The organism is Streptomyces sp. NPDC040410 (genome assembly GCF_055595715.1).
Genome location: NZ_JBVIVK010000005.1, coordinates 218,158 through 243,204, shown reverse-complemented (window position 1 = coordinate 243,204; position 25,047 = coordinate 218,158). Strand labels below are relative to the sequence as shown.

Sequence of the window (25,047 nt, the reverse complement as noted above, 5' to 3'; positions counted from 1 at the left end):
GTGCGCGGGCGCGGCCGCTGCATAGGGTGACCGGGTGACACAGTCGCCAACGCCTTCCTACCTCCGGTTTCCCCACCTGCACGGCGAGTTGGTCGCCTTCACCGCCGAGGACGACGTGTGGCTCGCCCCCCTCGACGGCGGCCGCGCCTGGCGGGTGAGCGCCGACAACGTGCCGGTCACCCAGCCCCGTATCTCCCCCGACGGGGCGACCGTCGCCTGGACCTCCACCCGGGACGGCGCGCCCGAGGTGCACACCGCCCCGGCTGCCGGCGGACCCGCCAAGCGCCTCACATACTGGGGCAGTTGGAAGACCCAGGTGCGCGGCTGGACCCCGGACGGACAGGTCCTCGCGGTCAGCACACAGGGCCAGGCGAGCCTGCGCCGCACCTGGGCGCGGGCCGTCCCGCTCGACGGAGGACCGGCCACGACCCTGCCGTACGGGCCCGTCGGCGACGTCGCGTACGGGCCGTGCCCGGTGCTGCTGTCCGCGCCCATGGGCCGCGAGGCCGCCTGGTGGAAGCGCTACCGGGGCGGCACGGCGGGCAAGCTGTGGATCGACCCGGACGGCCAGGGCGAGTTCGTACGGCTGCACGCGGACCTCGACGGCAACCTCGAGCACCCCGTGTGGGCGGGAGACCGGATCGCCTTCCTGTCCGACCACGAGGGCGTCGGGGCGCTGTACTCCTCCCTCGCCGACGGGTCCGACCTGCGGCGGCACACCCCTCTCGACGGTTTCTACGCCCGGCACGCGGCAGGCGACGGCACCCGGGTCGTATACGCGTCCGCCGGTGAACTCTGGCTCCTCGACGACCTCGACGGCGCCGAGCCGCGCAGGCTCGACATCGGGCTCGGCGGACAGCGCACCGACCGCCAGCCGTTCCCGGTGAACGCCGCCCGCTGGTTCGGGTCCGCCGCCCCCGACCACACCGCCCGCGGCAGCGCGGTCGCCGTCCGCGGCGCCGTCCACTGGGTCACCCACCGCTCCGGCCCCGCCCGCGCGCTCGCCGCCGAGCCCGGCGTACGGGCCCGCCTCCCGCGCACCTTCCGCGCCGACGGCGAGGAATGGGTGGTGTGGGTGACGGACGCGGGGGGCGACGATGCCCTGGAGTTCGCGCCCGCCACCGGCCTCGCACCCGGCGCCACCCCGCGCCGGCTCGCCGCCGGACAGCTCGGCCGTGTCCTCGGCCTCGCCATGGCGCCCGACGGCAGCCGCGCCGCCGTCGCCGCGCACGACGGACGCGTCCTGCTCGTCGAACGCGAGACCGGCGAGGTCCGCGAGGTCGACCGCAGCGAGGACGGCGACGTCACGGGGCTGGTGTTCTCACCCGACTCGGCCTGGCTGGCCTGGTCGCACCCCGGCACCCACCCGCTGCGCCAGCTCCGCCTCGCCAACACCACCGACCTGTCGGTCACCGAGGCGACCCCGCTGCGGTTCAAGGACTACGCACCGGCCTTCACCCTCGACGGCAGACACCTCGCCTTCCTGTCGACCCGCTCCTTCGACCCGGTCTACGACGAGCACGTCTTCGACCTGGCGTTCGTGGAGGCCGCCCGCCCGCACCTGATCACCCTGGCCGCGACCACCCCGTCCCCCTTCGGACCGCAGCGGCACGGCCGCCCCTTCGACGCGCCGGACAAGGACGAGACACCCGACAGCGAGGGCACCCCGACCACCCGCATCGACCTGGAGGGTCTCGCCGACCGCATCGTGCCCTTCCCGGTGGAGGCCGCCCGCTACTCCAACCTGCGCGCCGCCAAGGACGGTGTGCTGTGGCTGCGCCACCCCGTGCGCGGTGTGCTCGGCGCCTCCCGGGCCACCCCGGACGACCCGGACCCCAACACCGAGCTGGAGCGCTACGACCTGGCCCAGCAGCGCATCGAGCACCTCGCCGCGGACGCCGACCACTTCGCGGTCAGCGGCGACGGCAAACGCGTCCTGCTGTGGACCGACGGCCGGCTCAAGGTCGTCCCCAGCGACCGGCGTGCCTCGAACGACGACGACAGCGACACCAACATCACCGTGGACCTCAGCCGCGTACGCCAGAGCGTCGACCCGGCGGCCGAGTGGCGGCAGATGTACGACGAGACCGGCCGCATCATGCGGGACCACTTCTGGCGGCCGGACCTCGGCGGGGTCGACTGGGACGGCGTACTCGACCGCTACCGGCCCGTGCTGGAGCGCGTCGCCACCCACGACGACCTGGTCGACCTGCTCTGGGAGGTCCAGGGCGAACTCGGCACCTCGCACGCCTACGTCGTCCCGCGCGGCGGACACGGCAACGGGGCCCGGCAGGGCCTGCTCGGCGCGGACATCTCCCGGCACACGGACGGCAGTTGGCGCATCGACCGCATCCTGCCCACCGAGACCTCCGACCCGGACGCCCGCTCCCCGCTGGCCGCACCCGGTGTCGCGGTGCGCGCCGGGGACGCGATCGTCGCGGTCGCCGGAACGCCGGTCGACCCCGTGACCGGGCCCGGACCGCTCCTGGTCGGCACGGCGGGCAAGCCGGTCGAGCTGACCATCTCCCCGTCCGGCGGCGGAGACCTGCGCCACGCGGTCGTCGTCCCCATCGCGGACGAGGAACCCCTGCGCTACCACGCCTGGGTCGCCGGCCGGCGCGCCTACGTCCACGAGCGGTCCGGCGGCCGGCTCGGGTACCTCCACGTGCCGGACATGCAGGCGCCCGGCTGGGCGCAGATCCACCGCGACCTGCGCATCGAGGTCGCCCGGGAGGGCCTCGTCGTGGACGTCCGTGAGAACCGCGGCGGGCACACCTCCCAGCTGGTCGTGGAGAAGCTGGCCCGGCGGATCGTCGGCTGGGACCTGCCGCGCGGCATGCGGCCCGTCAGCTACCCGCAGGACGCGCCCCGCGGGCCCGTCGTCGCCGTCGCCAACGAGTTCTCCGGCTCCGACGGCGACATCGTCAACGCGGCGATCAAGGCGCTGGGGATCGGCCCCGTGGTCGGCACGCGCACATGGGGCGGCGTCGTCGGCATCGACAGCCGGTACCGGCTGGTCGACGGAACGCTCATCACGCAGCCCAAGTACGCGTTCTGGCTGGAGGGTTACGGGTGGGGCGTGGAGAACCACGGGGTGGACCCGGACGTGGAGGTGGTGCAGGCTCCGCAGGACTACGCGGCCGGGAGGGACGTACAGCTGGACGAGGCGGTGCGGCTGGCGCTGGAGACACTGGAGGGGAGCCCGGCGAAGACGCCGCCGAGTCTGCCCGCCTAGTGCCGCTGACGCGGCACCAGCTCCGAGGAACTGCGCGACCAGCTACGGAGGACCCGCAGCCGACGACGATACGATGACCCCGTACGCGATCAACCACCCGGAGGGAGCCGCATGGCAGGGGAGCCGCAGGACGACTGTCTGTTCTGCAAGATCGTCGAGGGACATGTCCCGGCGACGATCATCCGCGAGACGGACACCACCGTCGCGTTCCGGGACATCAACCCCCAGGCGCCCACCCACGTCCTGGTGATCCCCAAGGCGCACTACCGGGACGCCGCCGCGCTCGCCGCCGCCGACCCCGCCCTCGCCGCGGACGTCCTGCGCGAGACGAAGGCAGTCGCCGACGAGGACAAACTGGACAGCTACCGCATCGTCTTCAACACCGGCACCGGCGCCGGCCAGACCGTCTTCCACGCCCACGCCCACGTCCTGGGCGGCCGCGGCATGCAGTGGCCCCCCGGGTAACGAGCCGTGTCCGTACGTGAATTGGTGGTCCTCGGCACCGCCAGCCAGGTCCCGACCCGGCACCGCAACCACAACGGCTACCTGCTGCGCTGGGACGGCGAGGGCATCCTGTTCGACCCCGGCGAGGGCACCCAGCGCCAGATGCTGCGCGCCGGGGTCGCCGCGCACGACCTGAACCGGATCTGCGTCACGCACTTCCACGGGGACCACTCCCTCGGCCTCGCCGGAGTCATCCAGCGCATCAACCTGGACCGGGTGCCGCACGAGATCACCGCGCACTACCCGGAGTCAGGCCGGCGCTTCTTCGACCGTCTGCGGTACGCCACCGCCTACCGTGAGACGGTCGAGCTCACCGAGGCCCCGGTGGCCGCGGACGGCGTCCTCGCGACCGCGCCCGGCTACACCCTGGAGGCCCGCAGGCTCTCCCACCCGGTCGAGTCCTACGGCTACCGGCTCGTCGAGCCCGACGGCCGCCGCATGCTGCCGGACCGGCTCGCCGCGCACGGCGTCAAGGGCCCGGACGTGGGACGGATACAGCGAGAGGGCGCCCTGGGCGGCGTGTCCCTCGCCGACGTCAGCGAGGTGCGGCGCGGCCAGCGGTTCGCGTTCGTCATGGACACCCGGCTGTGCGACGGTGTGTACGCGCTCGCCGACGGCTGCGACCTGCTCGTGATCGAGTCCACGTTCCTCGACGAGGACGAGGAACTCGCCGTCGAACACGGCCACCTGACGGCCACCCAGGCGGCACGGGTCGCGCGGGACGCGGGCGTACGGCACCTCGTGCTCACCCACTTCAGCCAGCGCTACCCGGAGCCGGACGAGTTCGAGCGGCAGGCGCGGGCGGCCGGATTCGAAGGCGAGCTGACGGTGGCGCACGACCTGCTGAGAGTGCCGGTTCCGAAACGCCGGTAGAACCGGCCGTACGATGCTGCGATGCCCCTCCCGAAAGCAGAGCTGCACCTCCACATCGAAGGAACACTGGAGCCGGAGCTCGCCTTCGAACTGGCGGCCCGCAACGGCGTCGAGCTCCCGTACCCGGACACCGATGCGCTGCGCAGGGCATACCGGTTCGAGGACCTCCAGTCCTTCCTCGACCTGTACTACGAGCTCATGGCCGTCCTGCGCACCGAGCGGGACTTCGAGGACCTCGGAGAGGCCTATCTCGCCCGCGCCGCCGCACAGGGCGTACGGCACGCGGAGATCTTCTTCGACCCTCAGGCCCACATCGTGCGCGGGGTCGGCATGGGGACGGTCGTCGAGGGGCTGTGGCGGGCGCTGGGCCGCAGCGAGGAGAACCACGGCGTCTCCACCCAGCTGATCATGTGCTTCCTGCGGGACGAGTCCGCCGAGTCCGCCATGGAGACGCTGGAAGCGGCCAGGCCCCACCTCGGCCGTATCGCCGGCGTCGGCCTGGACTCGGCCGAGGCCGGGCATCCGCCGGTGAAGTTCCGCGAGGTGTTCGAGGCCGCCGCCGCGCTCGGTCTGCGCCGGGTGGCGCACGCCGGGGAGGAGGGCCCGCCGGAGTACATCACCGAGGCCCTGGACGTGCTCGGTGTCGAGCGGATCGACCACGGCCTGCGCTGCATGGAGGACCCGCAGCTGGTGCAGCGGCTGGTCCGTGACCGCGTCCCGCTCACCGTGTGCCCCCTGTCCAACGTCCGGCTCCGCACGGTCGACGTCCTCGCCGACCACCCGCTGCCCGCCATGCTGGACGCCGGCCTGCTCTGCACCGTCAACTCCGACGACCCGGCCTACTTCGGCGGCTACGCCGGCGACAACTTCGACGCCGTACGCAGGACCCTGGGCCTCGGCGAGGACCGGCTGCGCGACCTGGCCCGCAACTCCTTCGTCGCCTCCTTCCTGGAACACGACGAGGAGCGGCGGGCGCGGTACCTCGCCGAGGTGGAGGCGTACGAGTTCGGGTAGCCGTTCCGCCGTGTCAGAGACGGCCGGGTGAGGGTGAGGACCTCGCGGAATCCCACCTCGTCGGAGGACGTCGTGACCGGGCCTCACCTTCGAAGGCGGCGAGATCACCGTCCCGGACGCGGAGGCCCGAAGGGCGAGCACGGGCGGGGCTCGACACGGGCTTCTGCTCTCCGGAGGTGAACCGAGCCTGAAAAGGAGGGGTGGCACACTGGCCTGATCCGCACCATTGTCAGGGAGCGCACCGTGATCGCGTCCACCGGAGAGGACCAACGCAGCCGACCCCAGGTCGACCCCCTCGCCGCTCTGCGCGCGGCGGAGGACCCGCCCTGGGACGTGTACCTCACGGGCACCGTGTTCCTGGACATCATCTTCACCGGGCTCGACTCCGCCCCGGTGCGCGGGACCGAGTCCTGGGCGCGCGGGATGGGATCGAGCCCCGGCGGCGTCGCCAACATGGCGACCGCGCTGTCCCGCCTCGGCCTGAAGACGTCGCTGGCCGCGGCCTTCGGCGACGACCACTACGGCGAGTACTGCTGGGACGCGCTCGCACAGGGCGAGGGCATCGACCTCTCCCCGTCGCGCACCGTGCCCGGCTGGCACTCCCCGGTCACCGTCTCCATGGCGTACGAGGGGGAGCGCACGATGGTCTCCCACGGCCACGAGCCGCCGCCGGACGAGCCCGCGCCCGACTGCCCGCCCCCCGCGCGCGCCGCCGTCGCCGCGCTCACGCCCGGCAAGCGGGCCCCGTGGATCGCCCAGGCCGCGAGCCGCGGCACCCGCCTCTTCGCCGACGTCGGCTGGGACGAGACCGGTGCCTGGGACCTCGCCGGCCTCGCCGACCTCGAGCACTGCGAGGCGTTTCTGCCGAACGCGGAGGAGGCGATGCGCTACACCGATGCCGCCTGCCCCCGGGCCGCCGCACACGCCCTGACCGAACACGTACCGCTCGCGGTCGTCACGCTGGGAGCGGAGGGCGCGTACGCGGTGGACGGGCGGACCGGGGAGACCGCCGAGGTCCCGGCCATCGCCGTGGAGGCCCTTGACCCGACCGGCGCCGGGGACGTCTTCGTGGCCGGATTCGTCACCGGCACGCTGGCGGGCTGGCCACTGGCCGACCGCCTCGCCTTCGCCGGACTGACCGCCGCCCTGTCCGTCCAGGAGTTCGGCGGATCGCTCTCGGCCCCCGGCTGGTCCGAGATCGCGGCCTGGTGGCGCAAGGTGCAGTCGGTCGAGGGCCAGTCCCCGGCGGCCCTCGGCCGGTACGCGTTCCTGGAGGGCATGCTCCCGGAGAAGGAGACCAGACCGTGGCCGCTGCGGCGGGCGGTGCCGACGATCGGGTTCGGCCAGTCGGCCTGACTCCGGGCGTCGGCCTGACTCCGGGCGTCAGCCCGACCCCGGGCGCGTCGAACGGGGTGCCGAAAAGCCCTACGGCGTTGTCAGTGCCCCGGCGTACCCTTGAAACCGCCAGGCCGCCCCTGTGGCGGGCGAGTCGTATCGAGGAGGACGAGCAAGGCCTACAGAGCCGGCCCATGACTCAGACACCCACAGCTCACACCCCCGCGCAGGGGCAGGCGAGAGCACAGTTCACCGTCCCCGCCCAGCACCCCATGGTGACCGTGCTGGGTTCCGGCGACTCCCTCCTGCGCGTGATCGAGAAGGCCTTCCCGGCGGCCGACATCCACGTCCGGGGCAATGAGATCAGCGCGGTCGGCGACGCCGGTGAAGTCGCCCTCATCCAGCGCCTGTTCGACGAGATGATGCTGGTGCTCCGCACCGGGCAGCCGATGACGGAGGACGCAGTGGAACGCTCGATCGCCATGCTCAGGGCGAGCGAGAACGGGGAGAGCGACGGCCAGGAGACCCCGGCCGAGGTCCTCACGCAGAACATCCTGTCCTCGCGCGGCCGGACCATCCGCCCCAAGACCCTCAACCAGAAGCGGTACGTCGACGCGATCGACAAGCACACGGTCGTCTTCGGTATCGGCCCCGCCGGCACCGGCAAGACCTACCTCGCCATGGCCAAGGCGGTGCAGGCCCTGCAGTCCAAGCAGGTCAACCGCATCATCCTGACCCGTCCGGCCGTCGAGGCAGGCGAACGCCTCGGCTTCCTGCCCGGCACGCTGTACGAGAAGATCGACCCGTATCTGCGCCCGCTGTACGACGCGCTGCACGACATGCTGGACCCCGACTCGATCCCGCGCCTCATGGCCGCCGGCACCATAGAGGTCGCGCCCCTCGCATACATGCGGGGTAGAACCTTGAACGACGCCTTCATCATCCTGGACGAGGCCCAGAACACGAGCCCCGAACAGATGAAGATGTTCCTCACCCGCCTCGGCTTCGACTCGAAGATCGTGATCACGGGTGATGTGACGCAGGTCGACCTGCCCACCGGCACCAAGTCGGGTCTGCGTCAGGTCCAGGAGATCCTGGAGGGGCTGGAGGACGTCCACTTCTCCCGGCTCACGTCCCACGATGTCGTACGGCACAAGCTCGTCGGCCGTATCGTCGACGCGTACGAGAAGTACGACAGCAAGCACGGCACCGAGAACGGCACCCACAAGGGCGGCCGGGCCAGGTCGTCCGGGCACAAGGGGAAGTAGAGAAGACGCACGACCATGTCGATCGACGTCAACAACGAGTCCGGAACCGAGGTCGACGAGCAGGCGATCCTCGACATCGCCCGCTACGCGCTCGCGCGGATGCGCATCCACCCGCTCTCCGAGCTCTCGGTGATCGTCGTGGACGCCGACGCCATGGAGCAGCTGCACATCCAGTGGATGGACCTGCCGGGGCCCACGGACGTCATGTCCTTCCCGATGGACGAACTGCGTCCGCCGTCGAAGGACGACGACGAGCCCCCGCAGGGCCTCCTCGGCGACATCGTGCTGTGCCCGGAGGTCGCGGCCAGGCAGGGGACGGAAGCGCCCACACAGCACTCGATGGACGAGGAGCTGCAGTTGCTCACCGTCCATGGCGTGCTGCACCTTCTCGGGTACGACCACGAGGAGCCCGACGAGAAGGCCGAGATGTTCGGCCTGCAGGCCGCCATCGTGGACGGCTGGCGCGCGGAGAAGGGCCTGACCGGCCCGTCCCCGGCCCCGACCCTCTCATGAGCCCCACCCTGGTCTCCGGCGCGATCGCCCTGGTCGTCGTCGCCTGGCTCGCCGCCTGCGCGGAGGCGGGCCTCGCGCGGGTCTCCAGCTTCCGCGCCGAGGAGGCCGTGAAGTCGGGCCGCCGCGGCAGCGCCAAGCTGGCGCAGGTCGCCGCCGACCCGACCCGCTATCTCAACGTGGCGCTGCTGGTCCGCGTGGCCTGCGAGATGGCCGCGGCCGCCCTCGTCACGTACGCCTGCCTGCAGGAGTTCGACGGCACCACCGAGGCCCTCCTTGTCGCGATCGGCGTCATGGTCCTCGTGTCGTACGTCGCCGTCGGCGTCTCCCCGCGCACCATCGGCCGCCAGCACCCGCTGAACACGGCGACGGCCGCCGCGTACGTCCTGCTGCCGCTCGCACGGATCATGGGCCCGATCCCGCCCCTGCTGATCCTCATCGGCAATGCGCTGACCCCCGGCAAGGGCTTCCGCCGCGGCCCCTTCGCCTCCGAGGCGGAGCTGCGCGCGCTGGTCGACCTCGCGGAGAAGGAGTCCCTGATCGAGGACGAGGAGCGCCGGATGGTGCACTCGGTCTTCGAACTGGGCGACACGCTCGTACGGGAGGTCATGGTGCCGAGGACCGACCTGGTGGTCATCGAGCGCTACAAGACGATCCGTCAGGCCCTCACCCTCGCCCTGCGCTCCGGCTTCTCGCGGATCCCGGTCACCGGGGAGAGCGAGGACGACATCGTCGGGATCGTCTACCTCAAGGACCTGGTCCGCAAGACGCACATCAGCCGGGACGCCGAGACCGAGCTGGTGTCCACCGCGATGCGGCCCGCCGCCTTCGTGCCCGACACCAAGAACGCCGGTGACCTGCTGCGCGAGATGCAGCAGGAGCGCAACCACGTCGCCGTCGTCATCGACGAGTACGGCGGCACGGCCGGCATCGTCACCATCGAGGACATCCTCGAGGAGATCGTCGGCGAGATCACCGACGAGTACGACCGCGAACTCCCGCCCGTGGAGGACCTCGGCGACGACCGCTTCCGGGTTACCGCCCGCCTCGACATCACCGACCTGGGCGAGCTGTACGGCCTGGAGGAGTACGACGACGAGGACGTGGAGACGGTCGGCGGTCTGCTCGCCAAGGCCCTGGGCCGGGTGCCCATCGCCGGGGCGTCGTCACTCGTGCTACTGCCCGACAGCCGTGAGCTCAGGCTGACCGCGGAGGCGGCGGCCGGCCGCCGGAACAAGATCGTGACAGTGCTGGTGGAGCCGGTGGGCCCGCTGGACCCGCCGGACGAGGAGGTGAAAGCGGAGTGACCCCGCAGCAGCTGCGTTCCTTCTGCCTGTCCTTCAACGCCGCGGTGGAGGACTTCCCGTTCCGGCCGGAGATCTCCGTCTTCAAGGTCCGGGGCAAGCTCTTCGCCCTGACGGCCCTGGACGCGCGCCCCCTGACGGTCAATCTGAAGTGCGACCCCGAGGACGCGGCTCGGCTCCGGAGCGAGCACGAGGGCCTCATCGTGCCCGGCTACCACATGAACAAGCGCCACTGGAACACCGTCACCGTCGACGGCGGCCTTCCCGACCGGGTGGTCCGCGAGCTCGTCGAGGACTCGTACGACCTGGTCGTGGCCGGTCTGCCGAGGGCGGAGCGGCTGCGCCTGGACCGCCCGTGAAATCCCTTGCCCGGACGCGCTGACCTCGTGTCAGAATCCGGCGCATGACCGTTCGATACCCGCGCCCCCCGATCGTGAACGGAGCGCGCGGCCGGGTCGTCCACGCGGCCACGCGCTCCGAGCTCACTCAGCTCCTCGGCTGACCCCGGCGCAGTCCGAGCGCCACCAGCACCGCCGCCGCGAGCACGATCGCCGCGTCCAGGGCCAGCACCGTGTGCACCCCCGACATCAGGTCGTCCGAGGTGGTGGCCAGGACGCCGAGCAGCGGTATGCCGACGGTGATGCCGACCTGCTGGGTCGAGGTGACCAGGCCGGTGGCCAGGCCCTGTTCCTCGTCGGGGACACCGGAGGTGACGGTCAGGCCGTAGGAGATGATCGCGCCCAGGTGGCACATGCTCGCCAGGGAGACGGCGACCGTGGCGAGCCACACCGACCAGCCGTGCGCGTTCAGGCCCAGCAGGCCGGCGACCAGCGCGCCCTGGCCGGCGAGCGAGGCGACGAGCGTACGGCGTGCGCCGAAGCGGCCGATGACCTTCGGTGCGAATGTGCCCGCGACCGCCGACAGCACGCCCTGCACGCCGAAGACGAGGCCCGTCTCGAAGGCCGACAGGCGCAGCACCTCCTGGAGGTACAGCGTCAGGACGAAGACCACCGTCGACATCATCGAGAAGGTGACAAGACCGCCCACGTTGCCCCACGCGACCGTGCGGCGGCGCAGCATCGGCAGCGAGACCAGGGGCGCCTGGGCGCGGGACTCGGCCGCGACGAAGGCGCCGAGCAGCAGGACGCCCGCGACCAGCGTGGTGATGACGTCGGCGCGGGCGAAGCCGTGGTCGGCGGCCGTCGACAGGGCGTAGATCAGGGACAGCAGACCGCCGGTGACGGTGACCGCGCCGGGCACGTCCAGGCGCGGGCGCTCCGGGGTGCGGGACTCGGGCAGCAGACCGGGCGCCAGCGGCAGCACGATCAGTGCGAAGACGGTGAGCAGGCCCATCGTGGAGCGCCAGCCGAATGCGTCGGTGAGGACACCGCCGGCCACCATGCCGACCGTGAAGCCCAGGGAGAGCAGCGTGCCCGAGATGCCGAGGGCGCGGTCCCGCGCGGGTCCCTCGGGGAAGGTCGTGGTCAGCAGGGACATGCCGGTGGGCACGATCGCCGCCGCGCCCAGGCCCTGCAGCGCCCGGCCCGCCAGGAACGAGGCCGGGTCCCACGCGAACGTCGCCAGCAGCGAGGCCGCGCCGAACAGGGCGAGCCCGCTCAGGAACAGCCGGCGGCGGCCGTAGAGGTCGCCGACGCGGCCGAAGAGCAGCAGGAATCCGCCGGACGGCAGCGCGAACGCCGTCACCGCCCACTGCAGCGCCGACTGGCTCATACCCAGGTCCGTGCCGAGGACCGGCAGGGCCACGTTCAGGACGGAGAAGTCGAGCGCGACCATGAACTGGGCCGCGCAAAGGACGAAGAGGACGAGCTTGTCGCGCGTCGACAGCCGGGGGGTGCCGAGCGGTTCTCGTACGGGGGGAGTGGTCGAGGTAGTGGTGTCGATCGCCATGGCAGAAGCCTGCGGCGCCCGGAATAAGCGTGGGGAGTCGCAACTTATGGTGGTGGTGGCACCACCAGACAGCGCGAGGGGGAACTGTACGTGCCTGAGGACGCCCTGAAGAGCCGTCGGCTGCGCGAACTGCGCGAGTTCCTGATGAGCCGGCGGGCCCGGGTCTCGCCGGCCGAGGCGGGTCTGCCGGACGGCGGGGCGCGGCGCCGCACCCCCGGACTGCGCCGCGAGGAGGTCGCCGTGCTCGCCGGGGTGGGCGCCTCCTGGTACCAGTGGCTGGAGCAGGGGCGGGACATCTCCGTCTCCCCGCAGGTCCTCGACTCCGTGGCGCGCGTGCTGCGGCTGAGCAACGCCGAACGGCGGCATCTGTACGTCCTCGCCGGGCTGAACCCGCCCGTGCCCGCGGTCGAGCCGGAGCGGCGGGACAAGTGCGACGGGCTGAAGCGGCTGATCGACACGTGGATGCCGTATCCGGCGCACATCATGGACCTGTACTACAACTGCGTGCTCTACAACGACGCCGCCGCGATGGTGCTGGGCATGCGTCCCGGCGTCACGCAGAACTGCCTCGTCGACTTCTTCACGGATCCGCTGTACCGGAGCCGGAGCAAGAGCTGGGAGAAGAACGCCCGCACGGTCGTCGCCCAGTTCCGCGCGGCGTGCTCGGCCAGCCCCGACGACGAGGGGCTCCAGGACGTGCTGGCCCGGGTGAGGGCCGCCAGTCCCGAGTTCACCGCGCTCTGGGAGGAGCGGGACATCGAGGACCCCGGGCAGGTCCGCAAGGAGCTCGACCATCCGCTGGCCGGGCTGCTGGTCGTCGAGTCGACGGCGATGAGAGTGCCGGCGCGGCCCGATCTGACGGTCGTGCTGCACACGCCGCTGGACGAGGCGAACACCGCGGCGAAGCTGGAGTGGCTGGCCTCGCCGGAGGGGCGGCGCGGTGCGATGTACCCCTTGGCGGGGTGACGGGAGCGTTCTTCGTATGCTCAGGTCATGACCGACAGTGCGCTTGACCCCGAGGACCGCAAGATCGTCACCCTGGCCCGCTCCGCCCGGGCCCGCAACGGTGTGCCGGAGGGCGCTGCCGTGCGGGACGAGACCGGACGTACGTATGTCGCGGGGACCGTTGCCCTGGTCTCGCTGAAGCTCAGTGCTCTGCAGACGGCGGTGGCGATGGCCGTGGCGTCCGGGGCGAAGTCCTTGGAAGCGGCGGCTGTGGTGACCGAGGCGGAGTCGGCGGCTGCGGAGGATCTGGCGGCGGTACGGGATCTCGGCGGGGCCGGGACCCCTGTACTGGTGGCTTCGCCGGACGGAACGGTCCGGCTGACTGTCTCCGCGGGCTGAGGTCCCGGGGGCTCCGCCCCCAGACCCGGCCCATGTACATCCACGGCCACCGGGTCACACTCCCGGCGGCGGTGGTGAGGAAGGCCGGGAAGCCGGCCGGCGGCCCGGACCCCGGTGCCTCGGGCGCTGCTGCGGGAGAGCCGCGGGAGGTGGCTCGCGGGTATGACGAGCCCCCGCTCAGGCCGCCCGCCGGCGCAGAGCCCCTCGGCTCAGAGTGCGTCGGGGCCGCGCTCGCCCGTGCGGACCCGTACGACCGTCTCGACCGGCAGGGCCCACACCTTGCCGTCGCCGATCTTCCCCGTCTGCGCGGCCTTCACGATCGCGTCGATGACGGCGTCCGAGTCCGCGTCCTCGACGACGACCTCGATCCGGACCTTGGGTACGAGGTCGACCTGGTACTCGGCGCCGCGGTACACCTCGGTGTGGCCGCGCTGGCGGCCGTAGCCGCTGGCCTCCGTCACGGTCAGACCGTGCACGCCGAGGTCCTGCAGGGCGGTCTTGACCTCGTCGAGGCGGTACGGCTTGACGATCGCGGTGATGAGCTTCATGCCTGGGTGCCGACCTTCTGGGCGGAGGGGAGGACGGATGCGGAGACCGGGGCGCCGTGCCCCAGGACCCCGTGATCGTAGGCCGTCCCGGCGTGCACCGTAAGGTCCAGGCCGGTGTGCTCCTGCTCCGTTCGGCTCGAACTCGCGTGGCGGCTTCCGGAAACCTCACCGCCCGGAGCGCGGGCGGACGCATGTACGGCGGGGCTCTGTGGATCAGGGAGAATGGGCGCCATGAGCGTTCGCAGCAAGTCATCCGAGCCGTCCGAGGCCCCCCACCGCGCCGGCTTCGCCTGCTTCGTGGGCCGCCCCAACGCGGGCAAGTCCACCCTCACGAACGCTCTGGTCGGGCAGAAGGTGGCGATCACCGCGAACCAGCCGCAGACGACGCGGCACACGGTACGGGGGATCGTGCACCGGCCCGACGCCCAGCTGATCCTGGTGGACACCCCCGGGCTGCACAAACCGCGCACGCTGCTCGGCGAGCGCCTCAACGACGTCGTCCGTACGACCTGGGCCGAGGTCGACGTGATCGGCTTCTGCCTGCCCGCGAACGAGAAGCTCGGTCCCGGTGACCGGTTCATCGCGAAGGAGCTGGCGTCGATCAAGAAGACGCCGAAGATCGCGATCGTCACGAAGACCGACCTCGTGGACGGCAAGATGCTCGCCGAGCAGCTCATCGCCATCGACCAGCTCGGCAAGGAGCTGGGCTTCGAGTGGGCGGAGATCGTGCCGGTGTCGGCGGTCGGCGACAAGCAGGTCGACCTGCTGGCCGACCTGATCGTCCCGCTGCTGCCGGAGGGTCCGGCACTGTACCCCGACGGTGAGCTCACGGACGAGCCCGAGCAGGTCATGGTGGCCGAGCTGATCCGTGAGGCCGCGCTCGAGGGCGTCCGCGACGAGCTTCCGCACTCCATCGCGGTCGTGGTCGAGGAGATGCTGCCGCGCGAGGACCGGCCCGCCGACCGGCCCCTCCTCGACATCCACGCCTTCGTCTACATCGAGCGCCCCAGCCAGAAGGGCATCATCATCGGCCCCAAGGGCAAGCGCCTGAAAGACGTCGGCATCAAGTCCCGCAAGCAGATCGAGGCGCTGCTGGGTACTCCGGTGTTCCTGGACCTGCATGTCAAGGTTGCCAAGGACTGGCAGCGGGATCCTCGGCAGCTGCGGAAGCTGGGGTTCTGACCGGGGTGGGGTGTCGACCCGGCGGCTGGTCCCGTCCCTGGGGCTGCCGGCCCCGTACTCCCGGTCGAAGGGTTCGGCGAGGGTGAGCGGGGGGCGTCGGAGGAACGTCCGGCCGTCGTCATCTCTGCGCCCGTAGCGCGTCCCGGTACCAGCCGTACGACGCCTTGGGCGTCCGTTCAAGCGTCTCGTAGTCGACGTGGACCAGGCCGAACCGGCGCTCGTACCCTTCCGCCCACTCGAAGTTGTCCAGCAGCGACCAGACGAAGTAGCCGCGCACGTCCACGCCGGCCGTCAGCGCGTCGTGCAGCGCCCGGATGTGGCCGTCGAGGTAGGTGATCCGGTCCTGGTCGTCGATCCCCTGGTACGAGCAGCCGTTCTCGGTGATGACGATCGGCGGGAGCCGGTCGCCGAAGCGGTCGCGGAAGCCGGTGAGCAGCTCGGTCAGGCCCTCCGGGACCACCGGCCAGCCGAAGTCCGTGACCGGGCGGCCTGCTGTCTCCCGTACGGAGAAGGGGAGTTCGGCGGGCAGGGTCAGCCCGCCGAACTCGATCTCCGCGCCCTGCGGGGCGCCCAGCGTGGCCGGCGCGTAGTAGTTGATGCCGTACCAGTCCAGCGGCTCCCCGATGACCTTCAGATCGGCCCCGGCTTCGCCGGGCATCAGCTCGCCGATCCCCTCCGGGTATTCACCCAGCAGCACCGGGTCCGAGAACAGCCGGTTGAGCAGCAGGTCGTAGACCCGCGCCGCCTCCACGTCCGCGGTCTCCTCGGACGCCGGCCACGCCGGCCCGTGCGAGTTGGCGATCCCTATGTCCGCCGCCCCGGCCGCGCGCAGGGCCCGTACGGCCAGGCCGTGGCCGAGCAGCTGGTGGTGGGCGGCGGGGAGCGCGTCGAAGAGCAGCTGCTTGCCGGGGGCGTGGGCGCCCAGCGCATGGCCCAGGAGCGTGTGCTCGGCGGGCTCGTTGAGAGTGATCCACTTGTTCACCCGGTCGCCGAGACGGCCGGCGACGACCGATACGTACTCCGCGAAACGCGACGCCGTGTCCCGCTCCAGCCAGTCGAGCCCGGCCGGCAGGTCCCAGTGGAAGAGCGTCGGCACGGGCCGTACGCCCGCCGCGCACAGCTCGTCCACGAGGCGGTCGTAGAAGTCGAGGCCGCCCGGAGAGTTCACCCGCGGCCAGGAGATCGAGAAGCGGTACGCGTCCACGCCCAGGCCGGCCAGGAGCGCCACGTCCTCGCGGTAGCGGTGGTAGTGGTCGCAGGCCACCGCCGCCGTCGAGCCGTCCTTCACCCGCCCCGGCTCGGCCGTGAAGGTGTCCCACACGGACGGCTCGCGCTCGTCCGCGGCCCCTTCGATCTGGTGGGCCGAGGTCGACACGCCCCACAGGAAGCCGGCCGGGAACTGAGGTATCGGGTTCGTCGCCATGCGCCGGATCATCCGTACCGGCGGTAACAGAAGTCAACGGGCAGGCCTGAAGAACGGGTTACCCGCCTTCCTGGGGCCCGTTCTACGCGCCTTCCTTGAGCACTTTCGAGATCAGCTTGCGCTGCTCCTGCGTCAGCCGGGGATCGCTCGCGTACACCGTCTTCCCGTCCACGGTGATCTGGTAGCTGAAGCCGTCCGGCACACCGATCGGCGGTGTGCCCCGGCCGGCGGCGAGTGCCTGCTCGGCCAGGGCCTGCCACTCGTGGGCATCGGGCCGTCCCGAGGTGTCCACCTCGGCATGGCGCTCGATGCCCGCGAATCCGCCCGTGCGCCTCACCTGAATACGCATGGGTTCCTGTCTAGTACGGAGTCAGGGAATCCGCACCCCGACCTGCTCCCACGCCTTCTGCACGGCCTGGAGCTCCTCGCCGCCGTCGCCGAAGCGCTCGCGCGCGGCCTTGACGGTGAGCTTGGCGAAGTCGGCGAAGAAGGCCCGCTCCGCGAGCTCGCCGCCGGTCAGGACGTCGTACCAGATCTGGCCCGCCTTCTCCCAGGCGTAGCCGCCGAGCGCGGTGGCGGCCAGATAGAAGGCGTGGTTGGGGATACCGGAGTTGATGTGGACGCCGCCGTTGTCGCGGCCCGTGCGGACGTAGTCGTCCATCGTCGCGGGCTGCGGGTCCTTGCCGAGCACGTCGTCGTCGTACGCGCTGCCCGGCTCCTTCATGGAGCGCAGGGCCTTGCCGGTCACGCTCGGGGCGAGCAGGCCCGCGCCGATCAGCCAGTCGGCCTCGGTGGCGGTCTGGCCGAGCGTGTACTGCTTGATGAGTGAGCCGAAGACGTCGGACATCGACTCGTTCAGGGCGCCCGGCTGGCCGTAGTAGGTGAGGTTGGCCGTGTGCTGTGTGACGCCGTGGGTGAGCTCGTGGCCGATGACGTCGATCGGGATGGTGAAGTCGAGGAAGATCTCGCCGTCACCGTCGCCGAACACCATCTGCTCGCCGTTCCAGAAGGCGTTGTTGTAGTTCTCGTCGTAGTGGACGGTGGCGTCGAGGGGCAGGCCGTCGCCGTCGATCGAGTGGCGCTGGTAGGCCTTGAGGTAGAGGTCGAAGGTGGCGCCGAGGCCGGAATAGGCGCGGTTGACCGTGGCGTCCTGGCCGGGGTCCTCGCCCTCGGCGCGGACCTTGGTGCCGGGCAGGCCGGTGTCGTGCTCGGCGTCGTAGATGGTGCGCAGCGGCTGGTCCGACGGTGCCTTCGCCGTCGGCGCGGCGGCGAGGCCGAACTCGGTGGTCACCCGGCGGCGGCCGCGTTCCTGGGCGTCGCGCATCAGGGTGCGCCGGGCGGGACCGGAGAGGGCGGGGTCCTCGTTCTGGGCGACCTTGTCGAGGACATGGGGTGGCACGATGGTGCAGAAGACGGGCTCGAAGCCCCCGTTCGTCGTCATGTGCGGCACCCTTGCACTGAGTTATTCCGCTGTCACTACCCGCAACCATGATTGGTGAATTGTGGTGATAAGGAGCCTCGCGTTCCGTCGCCAAGTGGTATGGAACACTTTTTGTCCGGTTCGCCCCTTTTGATTGGGGCGGTCCCGCATACTGATACGGGCCCGCGCATCCGGCGCGGCTCGGCTAGGCTGCGGAGCATCATGTTTTTCGGGCTGCTCCTCCTTAGCTGCCGCGGCGAGGGCCTGTAGTCGAGGCCGACCCCCTCCCCGCGGAGTTTGGCGTTGCGCCGTCGGCCGTCCTTCCGGACCCGCCTTCGAGGAGCCCCCGCATCATGGCCAACCGCCAGCAGCCCAGTTCCATGCCGATCCACAAGTACGGTCAGTACGAGCAGGTCGGCATCCCCGACCGCACCTGGCCGGAGAACCGGATCACCGTCGCACCCCGCTGGCTCTCCACCGACCTGCGCGACGGCAACCAGGCTCTGATCGACCCGATGTCGCCCGAGCGCAAGCGCCGGATGTTCGACCAGCTGGTCAAGATGGGCTACAAGGAGATCGAGGTCGGGTTCCCCGCCTCCGGGCAGACCGACTTCGACTTCGTGCGCTCCATCATCGAGGAGCCCGGCGTCATCCCCGACGACGTCACCATCTCCGTACTGACCCAGGCCCGCGAGGACCTGATCGAGCGGACCGTCGAGTCCCTGAAGGGCGCCAAGCGCGCCACCGTGCACCTGTACAACGCCACCGCGCCGGTCTTCCGCCGGGTCGTCTTCCGCGGCTCCAAGGACGACATCAAGCAGATCGCCGTCGACGGCACACGCCTGGTCATGGAGTACGCGGAGAAGCTGCTGGGCCCGGAGACGGAGTTCGGCTACCAGTACTCGCCCGAGATCTTCACCGACACCGAGCTGGACTTCGCCCTGGAGGTCTGCGAGGCGGTCATGGACGTCTGGCAGCCCGCTCCGGGCCGCGAGATCATCCTCAACCTGCCCGCCACCGTGGAGCGTTCGACGCCGTCCACGCACGCGGACCGCTTCGAGTGGATGGGCCGCAACCTGTCCCGCCGCGAGCACGTCTGCCTGTCGATCCACCCGCACAACGACCGCGGTACGGCCGTAGCCGCCGCCGAGCTGGCGCTGATGGCCGGCGCCGACCGCGTCGAGGGCTGTCTGTTCGGGCAGGGCGAGCGCACCGGCAACGTCGACCTGGTCACCCTGGGCATGAACCTGTTCTCGCAGGGCGTCGACCCGCAGATCGACTTCTCCGACATCGACGAGATCCGTCGTACGTGGGAGTACTGCAACCAGATGGAGGTCCACCCGCGCCACCCGTACGTGGGCGACCTGGTCTACACGTCCTTCTCCGGCTCCCACCAGGACGCCATCAAGAAGGGTTTCGACGCCATGGAGGCCGACGCGAAGGCCAAGGGCGTCACCGTCGACGACATCGAGTGGGCGGTCCCGTACCTGCCGATCGACCCGAAGGACGTCGGCCGCTCCTACGAGGCCGTCATCCGCGTCAACTCGCAGTCCGGCAAGGGCGGTATCGCGTACGTCCTGAAGAACGACCACAAGCTGGACCTGCCGCGCCGGATGCAGATCGAGTTCTCGAGGATCATCCAGGCGAAGACGGACGCCGAGGGCGGCGAGGTCACGGGCGGCGACATCTGGTCGGTCTTCCAGGACGAGTACCTGCCCAACCCCGAGAACCCCTGGGGTCGCATTCAGGTCAAGAACGGCCAGTCGACGACCGACACCGACGGCGTGGACACCCTGAAGGTCGAGGCCACCGTCGACGGCGTGGACACCGTCCTGACCGGCACCGGCAACGGCCCGATCTCCGCCTTCTTCGACGCCCTGCAGGGCGTGGGAATCGACGCCCGCCTGCTGGACTACCAGGAGCACACGATGAGCGAAGGAGCCTCCGCGCAGGCCGCCTCCTACATCGAGTGCGCGATCGACGACAAGGTTCTGTGGGGCATCGGCATCGACGCGAACACCACGCGCGCGTCGCTGAAGGCGGTCGTATCGGCCGTCAACCGCGCCGCTCGCTGAACCTTCTGACAGAGTTTGTCCGAATTTCAGGAGTCCCGTCCGCCGCATGTCGGCGGGCGGGACCCCGTCGTATACCGGCCAATCCGTGTGCAGGTCACGGGAAGGTCTCGTCCTGGGTACTGACTACGCCTCGCCCCTGTGGCTAACATCACGCAAGCGCGGCGATGTTGCCGCGGCGTTACGGAGGTGCGACGTGCTGCCAGGACGGGAACAAGACGGCCGTGCCGCCGGGCTTTCGCGCATGCTGGGCACCCGTATCGCGTGGACGCCGGTGGGCGACGGCGAGTTCTTCTGCCCCGGCTGCGGAGGCGACCGCAACTACCAGCGGCTGACCGGCCGCCGCCGCTTCACCCTGCTCGGCGTGCCCGTGCTGCCGCGCGGCGAGACCGGCCCGGTCGTCGAGTGCGCGGCCTGCCGCCGCCACTTCGGCACCGACGTCCTCGACCACCCGACCACCACCCGCTTCTCCGCGATGCTCCGCGACGCCGTCCACACCGTCGCCCTCGCGGTGCTCGCCGCGAGCGGCACCTGCGCCCGTACGGCTCTGGAGGCCGCCGCGAGCACGGTCCGTGCCGCCGGCTTCGACGACTGCACGGAGGAGCACCTGGAAGCCCTCGTCGAGGCGCTCGCCGCCGACACCGGCCGGGTCTACGGCCGCCCGTGCGGGGCCGGGCTCGCCATAGAGCTCCACGAGGCGCTGGACCCGCTGGCCCCGCACCTCGCCTGCGCAGGCCGCGAATCGATTTTTCTCCAGGGCGCCCGCATCGCCCTGGCCGACGGGCCCTACACACCCGCCGAACGCGACGTCCTGGCCACCGTGGGCGCCGCGCTCACCATCTGCTCGGACGACGTGACCCGCCTGCTGGCGGCGGCGCGGACGCCGTCGTAGGAGTCGTGGGAGCCGTAGGAGTGGTGGTACGGGGCCCGTTACTCCCCGGGGAGTAGTCCCGGCCCCGGGCCACCCCCCCGCAGTACCTCCCCCAACTCACCCTCACGCCCGACGAATCGGCCCCGGCGCGCCGGGAGTCCGGAGACCGGCCCAGACACCCGGCCGGAGCGAGACCCGTCCCGTGGGGGCCGCAAGGACAAGCACACGGTGGCGTGCCGCGGTGGCGTGCCGCACCCCGGCCGGCGTCCCGGGGCGGCGGTGCTGTCGGGTCAGGTGGCGGGACATCGACCGCTGGAACCATTGATGCCCTGGGTGTTGGCATCGCCGTGTGCAGCGATCTCCATCAAGCGGCGAGTCCCCGGCGAGGAATGAGAACACACATGTTTTTTGACGGAGTGCCCCGCCCGACCTGGGAGGTCGTACCGGTGGCAAAAGCCAAGGAACAATACGACCTGGTCGAGATCAGCAACGACAGCGTGGGTCTCGAAGACCAGTTCGGCGAGGAGCCCGAGTGCTTCTTCGTCCACCGGGGTGACGTGACCGTTGAGGGCACCCTCATCCTCGAAGACGACGAGAACACACTCTATGTAGTCGACGGCAACCTGACAGTGAACGGTCCGGTCAAATTCCACAACTGGGGCATCAACACGTCGCTGCACGTCACAGGCTCGGTCGTTGTGGAGGACCTGGTGTGCATGCCCTCCAGCCAGCTCTTCGTCGGTGGGTCACTCGTCGTCAAGAACTTGCTGGTGACGAACCTGTTCGACGCGGGGCAGCTGGTCGTCCACGGCCCCGTCTCCGTCGGGGCATGGATCGAAGCAGCCGGCCGCGGTTCCATCGAATTCTCCGCTCCGCCAACAGGGCGGCTTCTCGGAACTGTCAACCATCCCGAAGACCCCTGCTTTCGCAAGGACGCCGACGCCGAGCGGGCGGAGAGCGCGGTGCGGGCGGAGTTCCTCGATGACGAGGGCTACCTGGACACGGCAAAGGCCCAGCAGGCGATCCTCGCGGGTCAGCCGGTCCTGCGGTAGTCCGCCCACCCGGTAGCGGGAGGGCCCAACGCAAGGGACGGCGAACGCCTGATGTCCCACGCCGAAGCCCACATCCAGAGGGCCTTCATCACCCTCATGTCCCGCCGCCCGGCCCGCCCCCGTCGCCAGACCGAGGTGACCGCGGGCTTCAGAGCAGTCCGGCACCGGACAGGAACTCAGATACCCGCTCCACCTCGCCCGGAGACAGCGGCACCTGAGGCTCCGCCGTCGCCGGACAGTCGATGATTCCCCGCAGATGCAGCGCCGCCTTGAAGGCCCCCAACGCCGACGAACTGCCGCCCATGCGGCCCGGATTCCCGACGCCCACCATGCCGAACAGGGCGCACAGCCGCTCCTGTTCGGCCCTGGCCCGCTCCAGGTCACCCGCCCGGAACAGGCCGTCGAGGCGGACGTAGCCGTGCGGGTCGACGTTGGCGAGGCCGGGCACCGCGCCGTCCGCGCCCAGCGCGAGGGCCGCGTCGACGACGGCCTCGGAGCCGGTCAGGACGCTGAAGCCGGTGATGTCGGGGCGGACGCGGGCGCCGGTCACGACCGTCCGGAAGCCGGCCAGGTCGCCGCTGGAGTCCTTGAGACCGGCCAGAACCCCTTCGGCGGCCAGCTCCAGGACCAGGTCCGCGCCCAGCTTCGTGTGCACGGCGACCGGGATGTCGTAGGCCAGGACGGGCACCGGGCAGGCCGCCGCGACCAGGCGGTAGTGGCGGGCGATCTCGGCGGGGTGGGTGCGGGTGTAGAACGGCGCCGTCACCACCACGGCGTCCGCGCCCGCCGCCGTGACCGACATGACGTGGTCCAGCACCCGGGGCGTGGTCATGTCGATCGCCCCGGCCAGTACGGGGAGCCGTCCGCCCGTGTGCCCCACGACCGACTCCACCACGAGCCGCCGCTGCCGGTCCGTCAGATATGCCGCCTCCGAGGACGAGCCGAGCACGAACAGTCCGTTCACCCCGGCCCCCACCAGATGGTCGACCAGCCTCAGCAACGAGGGCACGTCCACCTCGCGCTCCGGTGTCAGGGGCGTGCAGACGGGCGGGACGACACCGGTCAGCGGAGCGGGGAAGGTCATGCAGGCCATGGTGGCACCGGCAGCCGCCACGGCAGCGTCTTTCGTCGCTTGTCCTGGCCGGAGTCGTAGACCGGCTTTAATGGGTGCGTGGCGAGCGGCGAGCGATGGGACGAGCGGGACCCGGGTGTCCTGCGCCTGCCCTCCGGGCGGCTGGTCCGCGGCCGCGGACTGCGGCGCCCTCTCGCATCGGAGACGCCGGAGCCGTCGTACGGCGTCTACCTCCTCGGCCGGCAGCCGCCCGAGGTTCCCTGGGAGTCCCGCTGGCTGCGCTGGCCCGACTTCCGGCTGCCCGCGGACCGGGGTGCCGCCCGCACCCTGCTGGCGGAGGCCTGGGAGCGGGCCGCGGACGGACGTGTCGAGATCGCCTGCGGCGGCGGGCGCGGCCGCACCGGGACGGCCCTGGCCTGTCTGGCGGTCCTGGACGGCGTACCGCCCGGGGACGCCGTCGCCTATGTCCGCGCTCACTACGACCGGCACGCGGTGGAGACGCCGTGGCAGCGGCGGTACGTACGGCGGTTCAGGTCAGGGCTTGCGCCGACAGCGCCGCCGTCTCGGCGATGAGCGCGTGGTCGTACGGGGGTCCCGGTCCGGGAACGTCGTCTGGACCGCGAGCACCGTACGGATTCCACGGCCGACAGGCCGGACGCGCGCTGCCGCCGACGCCGGTTTCACAGGGCAAGCGTCATGATCAGGCGATCCTGGCCCGGGCCGAAGTAGTCCTTGCGCGGGGTGTCTTCCGCCAGGAAGCCCATGGAGCGGTAGAGGAGTACGGCGGTGTCGTTGCCGGGCTCCACGGTGAGCCACACCTCGCGCACCCCTTCGGACCGTAGGTGGTCGAGTATCTGCGTCATGAGTCTGCGGCCCAGCCCCTGTCCCTGCAGGTCCGGTGCGATGGCGAGGCTGAGGATCCAGCTGACCTTGTCGTCGGGCGCGGTGGCGAACACGTAACCGTGGAGGCTCCTGCCGTCGTCGAGGACGAGCAAGTGGTCACCGTACGCGTCGAAGAATTGCCGCAGCACGAAGTAGGGATACGGCGCCGAGGGGAAGGCCTTCGCGTCCAGGCGTACGAGTTCCGGCAGATCGGCCTCGGCGACCGCTCTGATCTGCAGAAGAGGAGCCATGTAGTCCCCTTGTGGAGGGTTCGACGATGCATGCCATGGTGCGATATGCATACCGACTGGGGTGGGCGCGCATGTTTCCCTATCTTCGTCCGACGGTATCTGGTCATTCAAGGAGAGAACAGGACCTACCGTGATTGGCTGGCAGTCCTCATGGGCGCAGTGCGCTACATTGAGCCAATGACCCCGGGATCACCAAGTCGTGCGGATAAGCTGAACGATGATGTCGATTGGGACAAATTCGACTCCCGCGAATACATCAGCCGCAACTACCTCGCCCTTCATCGCGACGACGAGGAGATCATCTCGGCTGTCCGTGATCATTTCGGTGATCATTTCCGGAGGAGTCCGGGTCGCGTCCGTTCCGGTATCGACGTGGGCGCGGGGCCGAACCTCTATCCTGCGTTCACCATGCTGCCCTGGTGCGACGAGATCACGTTGCTCGAGCGGTCCGCCAAGAACGTGGCCTACCTCAGGGGCCAGCTCGCCTCCTACGACGACAACTGGGACCAGTTCTGGGACGTCCTGTGCGAGGACACGGGGTACGAGCGGCTCGAAGTGGACCCCCGGGTGCGGTTCAAGGACGTCGTCAAGCCCAGACCCGGGAACCTGTACGACCTCGGTCAGCCGGGCCCTGACGGCGAAGTGGAACGCTGGGCCGTGGGCACGATGTTCTTCGTCGCGGAGTCGATCACCGAGTCGCACGAGGAATTCCAGCGCGGTGTCTCCTGCTTCATGAACGCTCTGGAACCGGGTGCTCCTTTCGCCGCCGCATTCATGGAGCATTCTCTGGGATACCCGGTGGGCGACTACGAATTCCCGGCGAGCGACATCGGCGCGCTGGAAGTGCGCAACCTGCTGAAGGGATTCGCCGGTGACGTCGATCCCATTCATATCGGTAAACCCGGCGGTCTGGTGCGCGAGGGATACACGGGAATGATCCTGGCCTGCGGCCACCGGAACGACTGACCGCGCTTCGTGT

The 25,047-nt window shown here is 70.7% G+C and carries 24 protein-coding genes; 17 read left to right on the top strand and 7 right to left on the bottom strand.

The genetic code is table 11. The features are described from left to right. Window positions 1–34 precede the first annotated feature (34 nt). The 9 genes from ACZ562_RS13375 (at window position 35) to ACZ562_RS13335 (ending at window position 10,402) form a co-directional block, all read left to right on the top strand. Window positions 35–3,235: a S41 family peptidase gene (locus ACZ562_RS13375; protein ID WP_471177476.1), complete on the top strand. Its 3,201-nt coding sequence runs from the start codon at window positions 35–37 to the stop codon at window positions 3,233–3,235. Between the two features lie 111 nt (window positions 3,236–3,346). Then, on the top strand, window positions 3,347–3,700 hold the full coding sequence (locus ACZ562_RS13370; RefSeq protein WP_471177473.1) for an HIT domain-containing protein: 354 nt from the start codon (window positions 3,347–3,349) through the stop codon (window positions 3,698–3,700). Window positions 3,701–3,706: 6 nt separating this feature from the next. Then, window positions 3,707–4,612 carry a ribonuclease Z gene (locus ACZ562_RS13365; protein WP_471177470.1) on the top strand — a complete coding sequence of 302 codons (906 nt, stop codon included), beginning with the start codon at window positions 3,707–3,709 and terminating at the stop codon, window positions 4,610–4,612. 21 nt (window positions 4,613–4,633) lie between these two features. Continuing rightward, window positions 4,634–5,626 (top strand): adenosine deaminase, encoded by a 993-nt coding sequence (locus ACZ562_RS13360; protein ID WP_471177467.1) that lies wholly within the window; start codon window positions 4,634–4,636, stop codon window positions 5,624–5,626. Window positions 5,627–5,869: 243 nt separating this feature from the next. After that, window positions 5,870–6,982 carry a carbohydrate kinase family protein gene (locus ACZ562_RS13355; protein WP_471177463.1) on the top strand — a complete coding sequence of 371 codons (1,113 nt, stop codon included), beginning with the start codon at window positions 5,870–5,872 and terminating at the stop codon, window positions 6,980–6,982. Window positions 6,983–7,155: 173 nt separating this feature from the next. Then, on the top strand, window positions 7,156–8,229 hold the full coding sequence (locus ACZ562_RS13350; RefSeq protein ID WP_471177460.1) for a PhoH family protein: 1,074 nt from the start codon (window positions 7,156–7,158) through the stop codon (window positions 8,227–8,229). A 15-nt stretch (window positions 8,230–8,244) separates the two neighbouring features. After that, window positions 8,245–8,742 (top strand): rRNA maturation RNase YbeY, encoded by a 498-nt coding sequence (gene ybeY, locus ACZ562_RS13345; protein ID WP_471177458.1) that lies wholly within the window; start codon window positions 8,245–8,247, stop codon window positions 8,740–8,742. Beyond that, window positions 8,739–10,046 carry a hemolysin family protein gene (locus ACZ562_RS13340; protein WP_471177455.1) on the top strand — a complete coding sequence of 436 codons (1,308 nt, stop codon included), beginning with the start codon at window positions 8,739–8,741 and terminating at the stop codon, window positions 10,044–10,046. Before ybeY ends, ACZ562_RS13340 begins: the two co-directional genes overlap by 4 nt. After that, entirely contained in the window at window positions 10,043–10,402 is a 360-nt protein-coding gene (locus ACZ562_RS13335) for an MmcQ/YjbR family DNA-binding protein (RefSeq protein WP_471177453.1), read from the top strand. Before ACZ562_RS13340 ends, ACZ562_RS13335 begins: the two co-directional genes overlap by 4 nt. A 127-nt stretch (window positions 10,403–10,529) precedes the next feature. Here the strand turns inward: ACZ562_RS13335 and ACZ562_RS13330 are convergent, their stop codons facing one another. Beyond that, window positions 10,530–11,951, bottom strand: a complete 1,422-nt coding sequence (locus tag ACZ562_RS13330; RefSeq protein WP_471177450.1) for an MFS transporter — start codon at window positions 11,949–11,951, stop codon at window positions 10,530–10,532. Between the two features lie 144 nt (window positions 11,952–12,095). Here ACZ562_RS13330 and ACZ562_RS13325 point away from each other — a divergent pair, with 144 nt between their 5' ends. Together ACZ562_RS13325 and ACZ562_RS13320 are read left to right on the top strand one after the other, a co-directional pair. Continuing rightward, window positions 12,096–12,917, top strand: coding sequence for a helix-turn-helix transcriptional regulator (locus ACZ562_RS13325; protein ID WP_471177870.1), 822 nt, complete (start codon window positions 12,096–12,098; stop codon window positions 12,915–12,917). 27 nt (window positions 12,918–12,944) lie between these two features. After that, on the top strand, window positions 12,945–13,295 hold the full coding sequence (locus tag ACZ562_RS13320; protein WP_471177447.1) for a cytidine deaminase: 351 nt from the start codon (window positions 12,945–12,947) through the stop codon (window positions 13,293–13,295). A 209-nt stretch (window positions 13,296–13,504) separates the two neighbouring features. Here ACZ562_RS13320 and ACZ562_RS13315 read toward each other — a convergent pair whose 3' ends face one another. Next, a complete protein-coding gene (locus ACZ562_RS13315) occupies window positions 13,505–13,843 on the bottom strand; it encodes a P-II family nitrogen regulator (protein WP_471177444.1) in 339 nt (112 codons plus the stop codon). Window positions 13,844–14,065: 222 nt separating this feature from the next. Here ACZ562_RS13315 and era point away from each other — a divergent pair, with 222 nt between their 5' ends. Next, complete coding sequence (gene era, locus ACZ562_RS13310; RefSeq protein ID WP_471177442.1) at window positions 14,066–15,025, top strand: GTPase Era; 960 nt, start codon at window positions 14,066–14,068, stop codon at window positions 15,023–15,025. A 118-nt stretch (window positions 15,026–15,143) separates the two neighbouring features. Here the strand turns inward: era and ACZ562_RS13305 are convergent, their stop codons facing one another. From ACZ562_RS13305 to ACZ562_RS13295, 3 genes are all read right to left on the bottom strand, one after another. After that, entirely contained in the window at window positions 15,144–16,460 is a 1,317-nt protein-coding gene (locus ACZ562_RS13305) for a GH1 family beta-glucosidase (RefSeq protein ID WP_471177439.1), read from the bottom strand. 70 nt (window positions 16,461–16,530) lie between these two features. Then, window positions 16,531–16,797 (bottom strand): protealysin inhibitor emfourin, encoded by a 267-nt coding sequence (locus ACZ562_RS13300; RefSeq protein WP_471177437.1) that lies wholly within the window; start codon window positions 16,795–16,797, stop codon window positions 16,531–16,533. Between the two features lie 21 nt (window positions 16,798–16,818). Beyond that, window positions 16,819–17,889: a M4 family metallopeptidase gene (locus tag ACZ562_RS13295; protein ID WP_471177434.1), complete on the bottom strand. Its 1,071-nt coding sequence runs from the start codon at window positions 17,887–17,889 to the stop codon at window positions 16,819–16,821. A 332-nt stretch (window positions 17,890–18,221) separates the two neighbouring features. On the opposite strand from ACZ562_RS13295, the gene leuA reads away from it, so the two are divergent. The 3 genes from leuA to ACZ562_RS13280 all read left to right on the top strand — a co-directional run bounded on the left by leuA (window position 18,222) and on the right by ACZ562_RS13280 (window position 21,863). Further along, the gene (gene leuA / locus ACZ562_RS13290) at window positions 18,222–19,943 is read left to right on the top strand and encodes a 2-isopropylmalate synthase (RefSeq protein ID WP_471177432.1); all 1,722 of its coding nucleotides are present in this window, start codon (window positions 18,222–18,224) and stop codon (window positions 19,941–19,943) included. Between the two features lie 193 nt (window positions 19,944–20,136). After that, complete coding sequence (locus ACZ562_RS13285; protein ID WP_471177429.1) at window positions 20,137–20,832, top strand: tellurite resistance TerB family protein; 696 nt, start codon at window positions 20,137–20,139, stop codon at window positions 20,830–20,832. Between the two features lie 395 nt (window positions 20,833–21,227). Further along, entirely contained in the window at window positions 21,228–21,863 is a 636-nt protein-coding gene (locus tag ACZ562_RS13280; protein WP_471177427.1) for a hypothetical protein, read from the top strand. A 148-nt stretch (window positions 21,864–22,011) separates the two neighbouring features. On the opposite strand, the gene ACZ562_RS13275 is transcribed toward ACZ562_RS13280, so the two are convergent. Beyond that, complete coding sequence (locus ACZ562_RS13275) at window positions 22,012–22,947, bottom strand: dihydrodipicolinate synthase family protein (RefSeq protein ID WP_471177425.1); 936 nt, start codon at window positions 22,945–22,947, stop codon at window positions 22,012–22,014. An 87-nt stretch (window positions 22,948–23,034) separates the two neighbouring features. Between ACZ562_RS13275 and ACZ562_RS13270 the strand changes: the two genes are divergently transcribed. Then, the gene (locus ACZ562_RS13270) at window positions 23,035–23,508 is read left to right on the top strand and encodes a protein-tyrosine phosphatase family protein (RefSeq protein WP_471177422.1); all 474 of its coding nucleotides are present in this window, start codon (window positions 23,035–23,037) and stop codon (window positions 23,506–23,508) included. A 107-nt stretch (window positions 23,509–23,615) separates the two neighbouring features. Here ACZ562_RS13270 and ACZ562_RS13265 read toward each other — a convergent pair whose 3' ends face one another. Then, window positions 23,616–24,068, bottom strand: a complete 453-nt coding sequence (locus tag ACZ562_RS13265; protein ID WP_471177419.1) for a GNAT family N-acetyltransferase — start codon at window positions 24,066–24,068, stop codon at window positions 23,616–23,618. A 177-nt stretch (window positions 24,069–24,245) separates the two neighbouring features. On the opposite strand from ACZ562_RS13265, the gene ACZ562_RS13260 reads away from it, so the two are divergent. Continuing rightward, window positions 24,246–25,034: an SCO2525 family SAM-dependent methyltransferase gene (locus ACZ562_RS13260; protein ID WP_471177416.1), complete on the top strand. Its 789-nt coding sequence runs from the start codon at window positions 24,246–24,248 to the stop codon at window positions 25,032–25,034. The last annotated feature ends 13 nt before the right edge of the window (window positions 25,035–25,047 follow it).

Coding starts and splice junctions, on each gene's coding strand:
- ACZ562_RS13370 (WP_471177473.1), top strand. CDS start 3,347: ATGGCAGGGGAGCCGCAGGACGACTGTCTGTTCTGCAAGATCGTCGAG.
- ACZ562_RS13360 (WP_471177467.1), top strand. CDS start 4,634: ATGCCCCTCCCGAAAGCAGAGCTGCACCTCCACATCGAAGGAACACTG.
- ACZ562_RS13350 (WP_471177460.1), top strand. CDS start 7,156: ATGACTCAGACACCCACAGCTCACACCCCCGCGCAGGGGCAGGCGAGA.
- ybeY (WP_471177458.1), top strand. CDS start 8,245: ATGTCGATCGACGTCAACAACGAGTCCGGAACCGAGGTCGACGAGCAG.
- ACZ562_RS13340 (WP_471177455.1), top strand. CDS start 8,739: ATGAGCCCCACCCTGGTCTCCGGCGCGATCGCCCTGGTCGTCGTCGCC.
- ACZ562_RS13330 (WP_471177450.1), bottom strand. CDS start 11,951: ATGGCGATCGACACCACTACCTCGACCACTCCCCCCGTACGAGAACCG.
- ACZ562_RS13325 (WP_471177870.1), top strand. CDS start 12,096: ATGAGCCGGCGGGCCCGGGTCTCGCCGGCCGAGGCGGGTCTGCCGGAC.
- ACZ562_RS13320 (WP_471177447.1), top strand. CDS start 12,945: ATGACCGACAGTGCGCTTGACCCCGAGGACCGCAAGATCGTCACCCTG.
- ACZ562_RS13315 (WP_471177444.1), bottom strand. CDS start 13,843: ATGAAGCTCATCACCGCGATCGTCAAGCCGTACCGCCTCGACGAGGTC.
- era (WP_471177442.1), top strand. CDS start 14,066: ATGGGCGCCATGAGCGTTCGCAGCAAGTCATCCGAGCCGTCCGAGGCC.
- ACZ562_RS13305 (WP_471177439.1), bottom strand. CDS start 16,460: ATGATCCGGCGCATGGCGACGAACCCGATACCTCAGTTCCCGGCCGGC.
- ACZ562_RS13300 (WP_471177437.1), bottom strand. CDS start 16,797: ATGCGTATTCAGGTGAGGCGCACGGGCGGATTCGCGGGCATCGAGCGC.
- ACZ562_RS13295 (WP_471177434.1), bottom strand. CDS start 17,889: ATGACGACGAACGGGGGCTTCGAGCCCGTCTTCTGCACCATCGTGCCA.
- leuA (WP_471177432.1), top strand. CDS start 18,222: ATGGCCAACCGCCAGCAGCCCAGTTCCATGCCGATCCACAAGTACGGT.
- ACZ562_RS13275 (WP_471177425.1), bottom strand. CDS start 22,947: ATGACCTTCCCCGCTCCGCTGACCGGTGTCGTCCCGCCCGTCTGCACG.
- ACZ562_RS13265 (WP_471177419.1), bottom strand. CDS start 24,068: ATGGCTCCTCTTCTGCAGATCAGAGCGGTCGCCGAGGCCGATCTGCCG.
- ACZ562_RS13260 (WP_471177416.1), top strand. CDS start 24,246: ATGACCCCGGGATCACCAAGTCGTGCGGATAAGCTGAACGATGATGTC.